The organism is Janthinobacterium sp. HH104, assembly GCF_001758715.1.
In the GTDB taxonomy this organism is placed as follows: domain Bacteria; phylum Pseudomonadota; class Gammaproteobacteria; order Burkholderiales; family Burkholderiaceae_D; genus Janthinobacterium; species Janthinobacterium aestuarii.
On the sequence record NZ_LRIB01000021.1, the window covers coordinates 25,040 to 40,244 of the forward strand.

Genomic DNA, 15,205 nt, shown 5'->3' on the forward strand with positions numbered 1-15,205 from the left:
TCTCCTTATTTGCCCGGTGCCGAAAAACCGGGCTCGCCCGGACCGGGCGGGATGTCTGGGGCGCCGAACAAGATGCTCTGCGGCTGTTCATTGAGCGTGCTCATGGTGGTTTTCAGGGCGCGCATCGAGGAACGCGCTTCGCCGCTCAGCTCGATTACCTGTGGCAAGACTTCCAGCGACACGCCATTGGCCACCGTTTCCACCGAGCTGCCGACCCGGTCGACCGTGCCATTGACCTTGTCGAGCACACCGCCTGGCGCCTGGATGTCGTTGCCCAGCTTTTTCCACGTGGCCGTCAAGTCCGACACGTTCTTGCTGGCCGTGCTGACGGCCGTCAGGGTTTGCCGCGTCTGTTCCGTCAGTTGCGGCAATTGCGTCAGGGTCGGTTCGAGCTGCTGCGGAATGGCGCCAAAGGCCTTGGCTGCCTTGCCCACTTCCGTGAAGGCGCCCAGCATGGCGGCCTGATTGTCGGGGCTGAGCAGGTTGTTGACCTTGTTGGTGATTTGCTCGGCCTGGTCGAGGATGCGCTTGCCCCGCTTTTCCAGCTGGTCGAGCAAGCCGGCGCGCAGGGGAATCAGCGACGGCTTGTCCTTGCTGGTGCCCAGCAGTTTCGAGCCCACGTGCTCGTCGTCGAGCTGGATGTAGGCGATGCCTGTCACGCCCTGGTAGCCGAGGGTGGCAAACGTGGTGTTGGTGACAGGGGTATCGGGCGCCACGCTGATATGCACGAGGATTTGCCCCGCTTTTTGCGTGTCGAAATCGATGGCGTCGACCTTGCCCACTTCCAGGCCCCGGTAGCGCACGGTCGCCTGCGGGTTCAGGCCCGGTACGGACAGGGTGGTGGCGAGCAGATACGGCACCCGTTCCACGCGGTCGCGGTTGAACCAGACGCCGAACAGGATGGCGGCTACCAGCAAGGTCAGTGTAAAAAATCCCGTCATCAGGGCATGTGATCTGTTTTCCATTACTTCTCCGCTTTCGTGTCTGTGCCGGCGTCGCCGCCCGGCTGCGCCGCCTTGCCCGCCGCCGCCTGTTTCTCATCGAGGACGGCCAGCGCGCGCTTGCCGCGGTCGCCGAGGAAAAATTGCTTGATGAACGGGTGGTCGACTTCGATCACCTCGCGCGTGGGGCCGATGGCGATCACGTGTTTTTCCGCCAGCACGGCGATGCGCGTGGACAGGGCGAACAAGGTGTCGAGATCATGCGTGACCATCACCACCGTCAAGCCCAGCTCGCGGTGCAGCGACTGGATCAGGGCGACAAAACTCTCCGACAGGTCCGGATCCAGCCCCGCCGTCGGTTCGTCGAGGAACAGCAGCTTCGGTTCCAGCGCCAGTGCGCGGGCCAGGGCCACGCGCTTGATCATGCCGCCCGACAAGTCCGACGGCATCTTGAGCGCATGTTCCGGGCCCAGGCCCACCATATTCATCTTTAATAATACCGCGTCGTGCACCAGCGCCTCGGGCAGCACGCGCAATTCGCGCATCGGCTGGGCCACATTGTCGAACACGGTCAGAGCCGAATACAGTGCGCCTTGCTGGAACAGCATGCCCCAGTGGTTGCGCAACTGTTGCAGCTGGTCTGAACTTGCCTTGTTGATATCTTCGCCAAAGACTTTGACGCAGCCGCGCGCCGGATGTTCCAGGCCCAGCATCTGGCGCAGCAGCACCGTCTTGCCCGTGCCGGAGCCGCCCACGATGGACAGGATCTCGCCCCGTTCGATTTCCAGGTTCAAGTCCTGGTGCACGACGGTGCGGCCGAACTTGGTCCACAGATTGGTGATGTCCACCACGGGCGCGCTGCCGTGCAGGTTGAACTGGCCGTCCTTGCCGGTGCCGCAGGCGATATTGGTGTCGTCCGCCATCAGTAGCCTACTCCATTGAAGACGATGGCAAACACGGCGTCGGCCAGGATCACGACGGTGATGGCCGTGACGACGGCGGTGGTGGTGCCGCGCCCCAGGCTTTCCGTGTTGGCCTTGATGCGCAGGCCGAAGTGGCATGAGACAAGGGCGATCAGCATGCCGAAAATCACGCCCTTGCCCAGGCCGATCATGTAGTTGGCCAGCGGCACGGCGTCGGGCAGCTTCTGGATGAAGTAGCGCGCCGACAGATTCAATTCCACCTTGGCCGCCACCATGCCGCCGATCAGCGCGGCCGTATCCGTCCAGATGACGAGCAGGGGCATGGAAATGGCCAGGGCCAGCACTTTCGGCATGATCAGGCGGAAACCGTGGGAAATGCCCATCACCAGCATGGCGTCGAGTTCTTCCGTGACGCGCATGACGCCCAGCTGGGCCGTGATGGATGAACCCGAGCGCCCGGCCACGAGGATGGCGGCCAAGAGCGGCCCCAGTTCGCGGATGACGCTCATGCCCAGCAGGTTGACCAGGTAGATGTCGCCGCCAAACGCGCGCAGCTGCTGCGCGGACAGGTAGGACAGCACGACGCCGATCAGAAAGCCGACGAGAGCCGTGATGCCCAGCGCCTGGAAGCCCGCATGGAAGATATTGGCGGAAATTTCACGCCACGGTCCGCGCATCGGATGGCGCGCGAAGCGGCCGATATCCTGCGTCACCTGGCCGACCAAGGCAATAAAGCCCTTCAAATGTTCGAAAAACAGCAGGATAGCCATGCCCAGTTTCATCACGGGCGTGAGGCGGTTGGCGCGCGACGGCGGCGTCGTCAGCGGCCCCGTTTCTTCGATGCGCCGGAAAAACTCTTCCTGCGACGGCGCCAGGGTCAGCTGCGCGGGACGCTGCTTGCCCCAGGCATTCCAGAACAGCTGGGCACCGATATGGTCCATGCTGTCGATGGCCGACAGGTCCCATTGCGCCTTGGCATCGCCCTGCAAGGGCTTGAGCTGGGCGTCGATGGACTTGATGGCATTGTCATGCGCCAGCGCGTGCACCTGCCAGGTGCCGCTGGCAGTGACAAGGGCTCCCTGTTGGGAGCTGGTCTGGGAGAGGGTCAGTTTCGGCGATTGTACAGTCGGCATCGTGCCAGTTTAAGGGAGAATGGCGCAGACCGCCACCGCTGTTCAATCGCCAGCCCCTCAGGACGCCAGGTGGCGCGCCTGCCGCTGCGGCAGGGCGACGTCCGGGCGCACCTTCGCGCTGCCAGCACTCACTTCGGCCGGCTTGGCGTGCGCGGCCGCTTGCGCGCCGCCCGCATAGTCGCTGGCCACGAGAGCGTTGGCCTCCAGCGCGCTCATGCCGCGCGTCTGCAGCCATTGCGCCACCAGCTTGGCCAGGCGCTCCATGGCGATGCGGTGGGTGGCGTCCGTGTGGGCGTACAGCCAGTTCGAAAAATCCATGAAATTTTCAAACGGCGCATCGCCGAGCATCCATTGCACCGTATTGGCGAAGCGGCCCGAGTTGGCGACCAGGTCCCAGTAGCGGGCGAAGCGCACGAGACGCTGCATGCTCATGAAGTCGAGCTGCTTGTTCGCCAGGATGGTGTACGGCGGGTGCGGGTCGAACACCATGCCATAGTTTTCCATATGGCGGATGATGGGCGTGCCGCGCAGCCGCTTTAATATGCCGAACTGGATTTCATGCGGTTTCAAGGCCACCAGCTTGTTGAAGCCGGCCGCGAAGCTTGCTTCATCCTCGCCCGGCAAGCCGGCGATCAAGTCCACGTGCAGGTGGGCGTTCGATTCTTCGCACAGCCAGCGGATGTTGTCGGCCGCCTTTTGATTGTCCTGTTTGCGGCTGACCAGCGATTGCACGTCAGGATTGAAGCTCTGGATGCCGATCTCGAACTGCAGCGCGCCGGGCGGGAATTTGCTGATGCCTTCCTTCAAGGCGTCGGGCAAGTGGTCGGGCACCAGTTCGAAGTGGGCGTAGATCGGGTCGTCCGGATTGGCCTCGATCTTGTCGAGAAAGAACTGCATGATCTTCAAACTGGTCTTGATGTTCAGGTTGAATGTGCGGTCGACGAACTTGAACAGGCGCGCGCCGCGCGCATGCAATGACTCCATCTCGGCCAGGAAGTTCTCCAGCGCGAAGGGCCAGGCCGTCTTGTCCAGCGCCGACAGGCAGAATTCGCACTTGAACGGACAGCCGCGCGACGCTTCCACGTAAATCGTGCGGTGGCGGATATCGTCGTCTGTATACAAGGAGTAGGGCAGCTGCAGTTCCGCCAGCGGCGCTTGCACGCCCGCATGGATCTTCATCAGCGGCTTCGGCCCGTTGAGGATCTCGCCGCACAGCTTGGTGAAGGTGACATCGCCCCAGCCCGTGATCAGGTAGTCGGCCAGCTTGACGATCTCTTGCTCGCCCGCCTCATGCGACACTTCCGGCCCGCCCAGCACGATGATGACCTCGGGCGCCACGCGCTTGAGCATGGCCACCAGTTTTGTCGTTTCCTCGACGTTCCATATATACACGCCAAAACCGATGATGCGGGGCTTGTTGATGAGGATGCGTTCGACCAGTTCCGTGGTTTTCGTGCCGATGACGAATTCCTGCAGCCGCGTCTGCGCTTGCAGCGGCCCCATATTGGCCAGCAGATAGCGCAATCCCAGCGAGGCGTGGGTGTAGCGGGCGTTCAGGGTGGAGAGCAGGATGGTCATGGGAGGCGATGAAAACGGCGAAACCGCTATTTTACGCTGTCGCATCATCTGTGCGCTGCGGCAACAAATGCCATGTTACCATTTGTCAATAATTACTAACTTGTCAATGCTACGGCAGGCTAAAAGGGATACAAGGTGCTGGCGAAAAAAGTACTCAATAAAAAAGTCCTGCTCGGGACGCTTGCCGGCGTGGCCGTGGTAGCCGCCGCACTGGTCGGCTACCGGGTTTTTGGCTGGGGTGCGATGGGTCCGGTCAACGGCCTGAAGCTCGATTTATCCCGGCCCGACGCGCTGGTCCGCACGAAAAGCCTGTCGGCCTTGCCGCGCGACTTGCTGACGGTGCCGCTGGCGCGCGACGTGTTGCGTGAGGATTTCCTGTTCTATTACGAGCAAAGCGAAGACCGGCTGGGGCTCAAGGGCAGCTTGCGCCGCATCGCTTACGAGCATGAGCTGGGCTGGGGTGACCAGCTGCTGCGCATGGTGCTGGACCAGCCGGCGGAAGTAGCCTTGTGGCGCGACGCCGACGGCTCGCTCAAGCATTTCGCCATCGCCGTGTCGCGCAGCCAGCTCACGCGCCTGCTGGAAGAAGCGGGCAAGATCGCCCTGAAGGATACGCAGATGCGCGTGGCCGGCAGCTTGCGCGTCGATGGCGGCCAGGTGCCCGTGTATGCGCTGAACTACGCTTACCAGCGCACCTTGCTGTTTGCCGCGCATGGCCAACGCCTGGTCATCCTGTCTCATCCCGGCATGCTGTATGGCGGCAGCGACGGCAAGCATGGCGATGGCACGGCCGAGAAAACCGTGGCCAGCCTGCTGGCGCCGGAAGCTGCCAAGCAAAAGGTCTTTCATGCACAGTTCCATCTCGACGGCGCCGCGCCCGAGGGCCACAGCATCGCCGTCAAGGCGGACTTCCTGTCCTTCGGCTACCAGCCTTTCTTTGGCGCGTTAGAGGCGCTGCGCTTCGATTTTCAACAGGGCGCCTGGCAATCGAAGGTGCTGCTCAATGCCGATAAACTGAAAAACGGCGGCTATGACAGCAGCGCCTTGTGGCCGCAGCTGCCGCACAACCCGAGCGCCTGTTTCAGCGTGCCGGTCGACTGGACCGCGCTGCAGCCCGTGCTCAAACGCCTGGGCAGCAAGACCTCCGCGCCGGTGGCGCCGCTGGCCGGGCACTTGCAAGGCCCGGCCGCCGCGTGCTGGTATGGCAGTTCGCGGCTGCATACACCGGTTTTTGTCGCCACCCGCAGTGCGCAGGCCGGTGATGACGCTCTGTATGGCAGCTTGTTCGAGGCGGCCATCGGCGGCAAGGACCCCGTGCGCAAAACGACAGGTAAAGATGGCGCCACGCGTTGGGAACGCAGCGTCGCCACGGCGCTGGGCCAATCCAAGCCGGCGCTGGCCGTGGCCGGCAATACCGTTGTCTTTTCCACCGACGGCAAGCTGGTGGACCAAGTGCTGGCCGTGCGCCGCAAGCAGGCGCCGGCCGCCAGCGACCTGCTACCCGATGGCGCGCGCACCATCGGCCTGATCGCGCCGGCGTCGCTGGCCCGGCTGATCCAGCTGGAAGCCTTCGATACCCTGCCGGCGAATAACGAACCGGTCTTGCGCGCGGCCGCCAACGAACACCTGGTGCCGCGCCTGAACGCCTTGAAAAAATATCCGCCGCTGCGCATGGTGCTCAAGCGGCAGCCAGCCAGCGGCACGTCGTGGGAAACGCTGGAATGGCAAGAGGCCGCGCGATGACGCTGTGGCATGGACGGCATGGACGCCGTGCCGCCTTGCGCTGGCTGGCGGCTTGCGCCGCCACCGTGGCAATGCCCGCCTGGGCCTTGCGCGCGGCTGCCGAGCCGCAAGTGCAGCTGTCGCAAGCCCAGAGCCGCGCCTTCCAGGCCTGGATGCTGCGCATCGTCAACGCGCAGATCGAGCGTGGCCCGTCGCCGCGCTGGACGCACCGCGATTGCGCCGGCCTGGTGCGCTTTGCCGTCAATGAGGCGCTCACCGTGCATGACGCGAAGTGGCTGCATGCGAACGGCATCGCCAGCGACCGGCGCCTGCCGCCCGAGCTGGAACTGAGCGCGGCCCAGGCCGCCTTGCGCAACCGCTGGGTGCAAACGGGCGGCAATGTCGGCCACTTCGTCACGGCGCTGGCGCTGGTGCAGCACAACAGCCGTTTCATCGCCCGCGAAATCAGCCAGGCGCTGCCCGGCGACCTGCTGTTTTTCGACCAGGGAGACGAACAGCATTTGATGGTCTGGATGGGGGCGCGCATCGCCTACCACACCGGCACCGTCACCCCCGACGACAATGGTCTGCGGACCGTCGATATCAAAGAACTTACGAGCTGGAAGGACACGCGGTGGCAACCTGTGGTCAACAATCCCAATTTCGCCGGCGTGTTCCGGCTGGCGTTTTTATCATGAAGCCGATTTTTGTCATGAAGCTGCTATTCATGGCCTTTCTGGCGCTGCTCATGCTGGGCAGCGCCTCCGCGCAGCAGCGCGAGCCGAGCAACTACAGCACCTTCAAGGGTGAACCGTTCTTCCTGCTGTCGGACGCCAGTTACGGCAGTCTTGATGAAGCGCGCGTGCGCCTCGAGGTGCCGGGCCGCGACATGGGACGCATGAATCTGGAAGCGTATTCGGGTGCCGACATCGTCGTCTACCGCGTGCCCGAACCGATGGAATTCCTGAAAAAGCAGCGCAATCTGCACCGCATCCAGGTCGAGGGCAATTACCAGGGCGAAGGCATGGCCAACACCTTGAGTTTTCTGTGGGATAGCTGGTGGAAGCAGTCGCGCCTGGCCTGGCGCAAGCTGTTTTCCGGCGAGGCACGCCTCGCGGTCACGAAAGAACAGCCGCAACTGGCGACCAACGACGCGATCCGCCGGCGCACCGTGTTCGCCAACCATCCGCAGTACAAGCCGATCAAGGGCATGGAACTGGTCGACAGCTTCCGCTATCCGATCTGGCAAGCCAAGGCCATCGCGCCGCCGAAAGGCGTCAAGCTCGATGGCTCCAGCAGCGACTTCATCGTCGCTGGCGCCGGCAACGTGATGATACCGCTGGGCAAACGCAAGCCGGGCCTGTACCTGATCGAAGCGATCATCGGCGAACACCGCGCCACCACCTTGGTATTCGTGTCGGACACGGTGGCTGTGACCAAGGTGTCGTCCGGCCAGATGCTCGTATGGACGGCGCGGCGCGACAACAGCGCCGCCGTGGCTGGCGCCAATGTGGCGTGGACCGATGGCACGGGCGTGCTGCAGTCGGCCACCACGGGTGCCGATGGTGTCGCCTCGCTCGAGCGCGGCAGCCCGGAACACACATATGTGCTGGGCCAGGACCGCGCCGGCGGCGTGTTCGTGTCCGAGAATTTTTACTATGACAGCGAGATCTACAACACCAAGATCTATGCCGTGACGGACCGGCCCCTGTACCGGCCCGGCGATGAAGTCAACGTCAAGTTTTTGGGCCGCGAATTTACCTCCGCGCGCAACTCGCAGGCAGCAAGCGCGGCGCCGATCAGCTTGACGGTGCTCAATCCGAATGGCACGCCGCTGCTGACGCAAACGCTGCAGCTGTCCGGCGAGACGGGCGCCGACACGCGCTTCCGCTTGCCCACGGAAGCGACCGCCGGCGGCTATGAACTGCGTTTCAATTACAAGGATGGCGTGTATGGCGCGGCCTTCCGCGTGGCTGAATACGTCAAGCCGCACTTTGAAATCAACGTCCAGCCTTCGAAGCCGGAATTCAAGACGGGCGAGGCCGTCAAGGGCAGCATCGCGCTGCGCTACCCTGACGGCAAACCCGTGAAAAACGCGAAGATGACCTTGTCCTTGCGCGGCCAGCAAAACACCATGGTCGAAGGCGAGTTGCGTTACAGCGGCCTGTTTCCCGTGGCCCTGAAGACGGAGGAAGTGACGAGCGACGGCAGCGGCAATGTGGACTTCAGCTTGCCGCCCGCCGCCGATCCGTCGCGCTACATCTTGACCGTGCTGGCGACCGATGGTGCGGCTTACCGCGTCAAGGCGACGCGCGAGCTGATGATAGAACGCTCGAGCAGCAGCTACCAGTTGAAGGCGACGCGCCAGTTTTCCGATCCTGGCCAGGCCGTGCATTTCGATCTGGTGGCCGATGGCCAGGGCGCGGCCAAACCCGTGCGCTGGGAGATGGTGCAGCTGGAAAAACAGAGCAAGACCGACGGCGCGTTCGATCCAAATGCCAAGGGCTGGGACGTGACGTTCCCCGCCTCCGGCTCGTATCAGCTGGCGCTGCGCGACGAGCGCGGCAACCTGCTGGCCGCCGCCAGCCACTGGGTCGCCGGCGATGGCGTGCAAACGACGCCGGGCAGCATCGAGATCGTGCTGGACCGCGCCCGCTATCGTCCGGGCGACACGGCCGAGGCCTTGATCACGTTCTCCGACAAGGTCGACCAGGCGCTGTTGACGCTCGAGCGCGACAAGGTGGAACACCATGGTCTGATGGCCGGCGCCGCCAACTGGTATCAGGCGAAACGCGTGGCGCCGCGCCAGTGGAGGGTGCGCATCCCGGTAAAAGAAGAGCATGGCCCGAACATGACGTTCTCGGTGGCGTACACGCGCAATGGCGACTTTGTCTTCGAGAACGCGGGCCTGCAAGTGATCGAGCCGCGCATCGCGCTGCAATTCAAGAGCGACAAGGAGGTCTACCAGCCGGGCGAAAAAGTCACGCTCGATGTGACGGCGACCCTCGATGGCAAGCCTTTGAGCACCATGGTGGCGCTGGGCGTGGTCGATGAAATGATCTATGTGCTGCAGCCGGAAATTGCGCCGGACATCGGCGACTTTTTCTATCACCCGCGCCGCAACAACGTGCGCACGACGGCCAGCCTGTCCTTCATCAGCTACGACATGGCGCAGGGCCGCACGGCCGGCGCGCCCGCGCGACACAACTACAACGAGCGTGGCGTGAAGGTGCTCGAACGTCCGCGCCGCGACAATATCGACACCGCCTACTGGGCGCCCTCGCTGAAGACCGACGTGAATGGCAACGCGCGCGTGAGTTTTACCATGCCCGACGCGCTGACCCGCTGGAGGATCACGGGGCGCGCGATGGATGAACAGGGGCGCGTGGGCCAGCGCACGGCCTATCTGCGTTCCGATAAAAACTTCTATGCCAAGTGGACGGCGCCCGACTGGATGCGCGCCGGCGATGCGCCGCGTGCCTCGGTGGCGGTATTCAACCAGACGGGCAAGGAGCAGGCGCTCGACGTCGTGCTTTCCGGCGGGGCGCAGCCGAAGATGGAAAAGATGTCCGCCAAACCGGGTGTCAATTACGTCGAATTCCCGCTGGCGACAGGTAGCGGGCCGCTGCGCCTGGAGCTGAAACAGAATGGCAAAGTGCTCGACGCATTGGACACGGCCATGCAAACCTTGCCCGCCGCCTGGAGCAGCCCGCGCTCCTTGGTGCTGCCGCTCGATGGCGCCACCGGTGATATTCCGCTCAAGCTGCCGGCGGACGCGCGCAATATCCGCGTTTCGTTCGCGCAAGGAGCCGCCAGCCAGTTCGCGCGCATTGCCGACGACCTGATCGACTATCCATATGGCTGCGTCGAGCAGACGGCCAGCCGTTTGATTCCACTCGCGCTGGCCACGCAAAGCCTGGGGCCGGACGCGGGTGCGGCAAGCGAACGCCTGCAAACACTGCTCACGGCACAACGCCTGCGCCTGGTATCGATGGCCGGCCCGAACGCCGTCTTCGGCTGGTGGGGCAATGCCACGGCCGGCAATGCCTTGATGACGGCCTACGCCTATTACGCCGACTGGTACGCGGCGCGCGCGCTGCACATCGAGCTGCCGCCCGAACACTGGAATAAACTGCTGGCCGTCTACAGCGAACATGGTTTGAAGGATGCGATGGGCGACCGCGCGCTGGTGCTGTGGATGGCGCGCGAGATGGGCTTGCCGACGCAGACCCTGGCGGCCGGCCTGGTGGACGACAGCGCCATCGCTGTCCTGGGCGGCAAGCCGCGCCAGGCGGGCGACACGAGCAGCCTGTTGCTGGGCGGAGCTTCTGACCGTGAGGCGCAAGCGATGGGCCTTGGCCTGGTGGCGCTGGTCGCCGCCCAGAATGGCATCGCCCTGCCGCATTCGCTGCAGCTGCAGGTGGCCAGCTCATGGCAGGTGCTGCGCGAGTCCAAAGCGCCGGTGGCACAAGCCTTGCTGATGATGGCCGGCGAAGTGCCGGCTACCCAGGCCGACGCGGTGCTGGCCGGCGTGCGCGCCGAAATGCCGACACTGGACCGCGCGATGACCTTGATGTGGGTGCAAAAGAAGCTGGGCGGCGTATCGTTTGGCAAGGGGCCCGCCGTCGCGCTGGACGACGCCTGGCAAAAACGCGACAGCCGCAGTGGCCAGCCTATCTGGCGCTGGAGCGACACCAAGAGTACTCCCGATAAATTGCGTCTTGCCGCAGCGGCGCCGGCCGGCACGGTGGCCGTGCTGCAGTACGACAGCCACGCCGCCGAAGCGCAAACCTTGCCGGTCGCCGTCGAGCGTCGCATCCTGCGCATGAAGGCGGGCAAGGGCGGTTACACCACGGAGCTGGTCAAGCCGGGTGAAGCGCTCAGCACGGACGCGCTGTACCTCGATGAAATCACCTTGAAAGCGGGGCCAGGTGCGAAGTACCGTTTTGGCTTGCTGGAAGTGGCGCTGCCGCCCGGCGCCATGGTCGAATCGACTACTTGGGGCATGGTCATGGCGGGCGACAAGCCGGCCGCGCTGGAACGCGCGCGCCACACGGAGCGCCGCGACGGCTACGCCGTGCCGATCGAGCCTTTGGCCGGCGAGGTGACGGTGCGCCATTTGCTGCGCTTTGCGCAGAAGGGCAGTTACGTGCTGCCGCCGGCGCGCTTTTACCGCATGTACCAGCCAGAGCAGAAAGCCTTCGAAGGCGGCGGCAAGACCACGCGCGCGCTGAAGGTCGAGTGATGCGCGTAGCACTTCCTGCATTCATGGCGGCCCTGTTGCTGGCCGCTCCTGCCTGGTCTGCATCGCTGGATGTGGCCTGGTGGCGTGACGGCAAGATGGAAGTGCGCCAGTTGCGCCAGGGTGGCACGGCGCCGCCGCCGTTTGACGGCGCGCGGCAAGTACCGCTGGCCAGCTTGTGGAAGCTGTTCGTGTATGTGTACGCGAGCGATAGCAAGGTGGCGATGCCGGACTACCGCTGCGGCGGCCGCGATCCGGAAGAGGTGTATTGCTGCGATGCAGGCCAGAGCATCGGCCACGACGCGGCGCTGGCGCAATCGTGCGGCCCGTTTTTCTCGCCCAAGCGCCTGATGATCGCGCCGGCTTCATGGCGTCAGTACTGGACTGGACGTCTGGGCGCGGCGCCCGCAGGGGATTTTTCCTGGCTGTCCGACCCTGCGCAACTGGCGCCGGCGCGCACGGTGCGCCTCGATAGCCTACTGCGCGCGCTGGACAGCATTCCTGCCGCCAGCCGCGCGGACGCCGAAGCGGCGCTACTGCGCGTGGTGCTCGATGGACGCGGCGCCGGCACGGCGCGTTGGTTCGGCAGCCAGTTGCGCGTCAAAACGTATTCCTGGCACGAGCGGCGCCGGACGGACGAACGTATCGGCGGTGCGGCCGGCTGGCTGGCCGATGGTACGCCGATCTGGTTCGGCGGCGCGGGCGGCAGCAGCAATGTCTTCGAGCAGTGGGCGCCCAGGCTGGCCGCCAGTCTGCCGCCAGTGGGTGCTGCCGACGATGGCGGCTGCGTGGTGGTTGATTATTTCAAGCGCTATCCGATCCGCGCCGTGCGTAGCGAACGTGGCGTGGCCGCACCTGGCCCGCTTAATGGCCGCTACCATGTGCAATTCGACAATGGCCAGAACCTGGCCTTGCGCAGCGCCGGCGAGCTGATGCTGCTGCAAGAGAAGGGCGGCCGTCCGCAATTGCGTGGCCGCTTCGGCGTCAATGAATATGTGGCGCGCGTGCTCGACCGCGAAGCGAATGCCAACGAGCCGGAAGCGGCCAAGGCGCTGGCGATTGCCGCGCGCACGTATCTGCAGCAGAACGCGGTGACGGTGGCGGGCTGCCAGCAGATCGCCGACAGCAGCGCGACCCAGCGTGTCAGTCCCAGCCCCGCCACGCCAGCGGCCCTGGCGATTGCGCGCTGGACCGACCAGCTGATTGTCGATGGCGTCACCGTGCGCTATCACAGCAACCAGGCGTCCGAGGGCACGATGGCGTGGAGCGAGGCGGTGCGCCAGGCCAAACAAGGCAAGCACTATGATGAATTGCTGGCGGCGGCTTACCCCGGCGGCGCGCTGAGTACCTTTGGTAACACGGGTGCGCGTTGCCGTCGCCTGGCGCAGAACGAGGATTGGCTGGCGCGGTCCGTGCCGCGCTGGCAGCGTGTGCTGCTGCGCGAGGCCGGCTACGAGGCGCCGCCGCAAGCGCCGCTGGTCTGCGCCTTGCAGAGCGGCGCGCCGTATTCGGAGCAGTCGCGCAACCGCATCTACATGCGGCCGCTGGCCACGCGCGAAGACCGCATCACCCTGGCCCATGAATATTTACACCTTGGCCTGCGCCGTCATCCGCGCGGCCAGGACGAAGAATATGTCGAGCGGCTGGCACGCCGGCTCGTCGACCTTAACCTGGAGGCCCTGTGAGTTTTTATATCCGTTGCGCGATTCCGCTAATGCTATTGCCACTCTGGGCGCAGGCCCAGGTCACCATCGATGCGCCGAAGAGCGGCTGGCGCAATTCGGCCGGTGCGCGCGAGGACTATACGCAAGCGGTCAATTACCCCGCCGCGTCGGTCAACCTGCAGCCGGGCCAGGCTGAAACGGCGCAGATACGGGGCCGTATCGCGGGCGCCGTCAAGGGCAAGCCCGCTACCCTGGTGGTCAACGGCGTGGCGATGCCGATGGAAGTGGGCGAAGACGGCAGCTATGGCCGCCCGTATGGCTTCGGCAGCGGCTCGAACAGCGTGGAAGTGCGCTCGCCCGATGGCAAGAGCCGCGCGCGCACCCAGTTTGTCGACAGCTACCAGGGCAAGACCCAGGCGCGCCTGCGCATCGTGCTGTCGTGGGACAGCGCCGGCACCGACCTCGATCTGCATGTGGTCACGCCGGACGGCGGCCACGCCTGGTACGGCAATCGCGTATTGAAAGATGGCGGTGCGCTGGACGTGGACGTGACGACCGGCTATGGCCCGGAGATATTTTCCAGTTCGGCGCCAGTGAAGGGCAACTATCACGCTTATGTCAATTACTACGGCAGCGGCGAAAACACCGCCATGCTGACTGTCGCGCGCATATCGATCATCACCAATGAAGGCACGCCGCGCGAAAAGCTGCAGAGTTTCCAGGTGCCGATGCGGGCCGCCGGCGAGCTGACCCTGGTGAAATCGTTCGTCTTGCCATAAATGGCTCTTGCGGACACGCTGTTGCTTGGCTATAATTCGCCCCCTCGCTGAACGACGCATGCAAATGCTGAGTAAAGTAGAGAAAAAGAAGGAGTTGACGGACGTAGCGAAATGCTTCATACTCTTCCTTCTTCGCAGCTGACAAACACAACGCTTTGTCGATAGCGCGAAAGCAGTACCGAATACAGTTCTTTAACAATTAACAGTCGATAAGTGTGGGCATTTGATGTAAGTGCAGCAGCGATCTTCGGATCGCTGTCAAACTTAAAATATCAAATGTTCACAAGAAATAATGAAATAGGCGCTACGAAAGTAGTGGCCTGTCAGTTTTTTGAGTGAGCGACCCGTCAGCAATGACGGTGCCAATAAAATGGCAAAGTAACAGAGATTAAACTGAAGAGTTTGATCCTGGCTCAGATTGAACGCTGGCGGCATGCCTTACACATGCAAGTCGAACGGCAGCACGGAGCTTGCTCTGGTGGCGAGTGGCGAACGGGTGAGTAATATATCGGAACGTACCCTAGAGTGGGGGATAACGTAGCGAAAGTTACGCTAATACCGCATACGATCTAAGGATGAAAGTGGGGGATCGCAAGACCTCATGCTCGTGGAGCGGCCGATATCTGATTAGCTAGTTGGTAGGGTAAAAGCCTACCAAGGCATCGATCAGTAGCTGGTCTGAGAGGACGACCAGCCACACTGGAACTGAGACACGGTCCAGACTCCTACGGGAGGCAGCAGTGGGGAATTTTGGACAATGGGCGAAAGCCTGATCCAGCAATGCCGCGTGAGTGAAGAAGGCCTTCGGGTTGTAAAGCTCTTTTGTCAGGGAAGAAACGGTGAGAGCTAATATCTCTTGCTAATGACGGTACCTGAAGAATAAGCACCGGCTAACTACGTGCCAGCAGCCGCGGTAATACGTAGGGTGCAAGCGTTAATCGGAATTACTGGGCGTAAAGCGTGCGCAGGCGGTTTTGTAAGTCTGATGTGAAATCCCCGGGCTCAACCTGGGAATTGCATTGGAGACTGCAAGGCTAGAATCTGGCAGAGGGGGGTAGAATTCCACGTGTAGCAGTGAAATGCGTAGATATGTGGAGGAACACCGATGGCGAAGGCAGCCCCCTGGGTCAAGATTGACGCTCATGCACGAAAGCGTGGGGAGCAAACAGGATTAGATACCCTGGTAGTCCACGCCCTAAACGATGTCTACTAGTTGTCGGGTC

At 63.3% G+C, this 15,205-nt stretch carries 9 protein-coding genes and 1 rRNA gene; 6 read left to right on the forward strand and 4 right to left on the reverse strand.

What is annotated here, in order from left to right; genetic code table 11:
• Positions 1 to 5 precede the first annotated feature (5 nt).
• The 4 genes from JAB6_RS06855 to JAB6_RS06870 are packed head-to-tail and all read right to left on the reverse strand — an operon-like array spanning position 6 to position 4,575.
• Positions 6 to 965: an MlaD family protein gene (locus JAB6_RS06855; RefSeq protein ID WP_034754305.1), complete on the reverse strand. Its 960-nt coding sequence runs from the start codon at positions 963 to 965 to the stop codon at positions 6 to 8.
• Positions 965 to 1,864 carry an ABC transporter ATP-binding protein gene (locus JAB6_RS06860; protein WP_070301983.1) on the reverse strand — a complete coding sequence of 300 codons (900 nt, stop codon included), beginning with the start codon at positions 1,862 to 1,864 and terminating at the stop codon, positions 965 to 967. The genes JAB6_RS06855 and JAB6_RS06860 overlap by 1 nt, the downstream gene beginning before the upstream one ends.
• Positions 1,864 to 2,997 (reverse strand): ABC transporter permease, encoded by a 1,134-nt coding sequence (locus JAB6_RS06865; RefSeq protein WP_070301984.1) that lies wholly within the window; start codon positions 2,995 to 2,997, stop codon positions 1,864 to 1,866. Before JAB6_RS06865 ends, JAB6_RS06860 begins: the two co-directional genes overlap by 1 nt.
• A 57-nt stretch (positions 2,998 to 3,054) precedes the next feature.
• Positions 3,055 to 4,575, reverse strand: coding sequence for a B12-binding domain-containing radical SAM protein (locus JAB6_RS06870; protein ID WP_070301985.1), 1,521 nt, complete (start codon positions 4,573 to 4,575; stop codon positions 3,055 to 3,057).
• A 135-nt stretch (positions 4,576 to 4,710) separates the two neighbouring features.
• Between JAB6_RS06870 and JAB6_RS06875 the strand changes: the two genes are divergently transcribed.
• The 6 genes from JAB6_RS06875 to JAB6_RS06900 form a co-directional block, all read left to right on the forward strand.
• A complete protein-coding gene (locus JAB6_RS06875) occupies positions 4,711 to 6,318 on the forward strand; it encodes a DUF2138 family protein (protein WP_070301986.1) in 1,608 nt (535 codons plus the stop codon).
• Complete coding sequence (locus tag JAB6_RS06880; RefSeq protein WP_070301987.1) at positions 6,315 to 6,995, forward strand: DUF1175 family protein; 681 nt, start codon at positions 6,315 to 6,317, stop codon at positions 6,993 to 6,995. The genes JAB6_RS06875 and JAB6_RS06880 overlap by 4 nt, the downstream gene beginning before the upstream one ends.
• On the forward strand, positions 6,992 to 11,542 hold the full coding sequence (locus tag JAB6_RS06885) for an alpha-2-macroglobulin (protein ID WP_070301988.1): 4,551 nt from the start codon (positions 6,992 to 6,994) through the stop codon (positions 11,540 to 11,542). Before JAB6_RS06880 ends, JAB6_RS06885 begins: the two co-directional genes overlap by 4 nt.
• Positions 11,542 to 13,224, forward strand: coding sequence for a DUF2300 domain-containing protein (locus JAB6_RS06890; protein WP_083292585.1), 1,683 nt, complete (start codon positions 11,542 to 11,544; stop codon positions 13,222 to 13,224). Before JAB6_RS06885 ends, JAB6_RS06890 begins: the two co-directional genes overlap by 1 nt.
• 29 nt (positions 13,225 to 13,253) lie before the next feature.
• Complete coding sequence (locus JAB6_RS06895) at positions 13,254 to 13,982, forward strand: DUF2135 domain-containing protein (RefSeq protein WP_070301990.1); 729 nt, start codon at positions 13,254 to 13,256, stop codon at positions 13,980 to 13,982.
• A gap of 390 nt (positions 13,983 to 14,372) precedes the next feature.
• Positions 14,373 to 15,205: ribosomal RNA gene (locus tag JAB6_RS06900) — 16S ribosomal RNA — on the forward strand; the annotation flags it as partial.

Excerpts from the sequence above, each read along its gene's own strand:
- JAB6_RS06870 (WP_070301985.1), bottom strand. The coding sequence starts at position 4,575 with ATGACCATCCTGCTCTCCACCCTGAACGCCCGCTACACCCACGCCTCG.
- JAB6_RS06880 (WP_070301987.1), top strand. The coding sequence starts at position 6,315 with ATGACGCTGTGGCATGGACGGCATGGACGCCGTGCCGCCTTGCGCTGG.
- JAB6_RS06895 (WP_070301990.1), top strand. The coding sequence starts at position 13,254 with ATGCTATTGCCACTCTGGGCGCAGGCCCAGGTCACCATCGATGCGCCG.
- JAB6_RS06885 (WP_070301988.1), top strand. The coding sequence starts at position 6,992 with ATGAAGCCGATTTTTGTCATGAAGCTGCTATTCATGGCCTTTCTGGCG.
- JAB6_RS06860 (WP_070301983.1), bottom strand. The coding sequence starts at position 1,864 with ATGGCGGACGACACCAATATCGCCTGCGGCACCGGCAAGGACGGCCAG.
- JAB6_RS06855 (WP_034754305.1), bottom strand. The coding sequence starts at position 965 with ATGGAAAACAGATCACATGCCCTGATGACGGGATTTTTTACACTGACC.
- JAB6_RS06865 (WP_070301984.1), bottom strand. The coding sequence starts at position 2,997 with ATGCCGACTGTACAATCGCCGAAACTGACCCTCTCCCAGACCAGCTCC.
- JAB6_RS06890 (WP_083292585.1), top strand. The coding sequence starts at position 11,542 with ATGCGCGTAGCACTTCCTGCATTCATGGCGGCCCTGTTGCTGGCCGCT.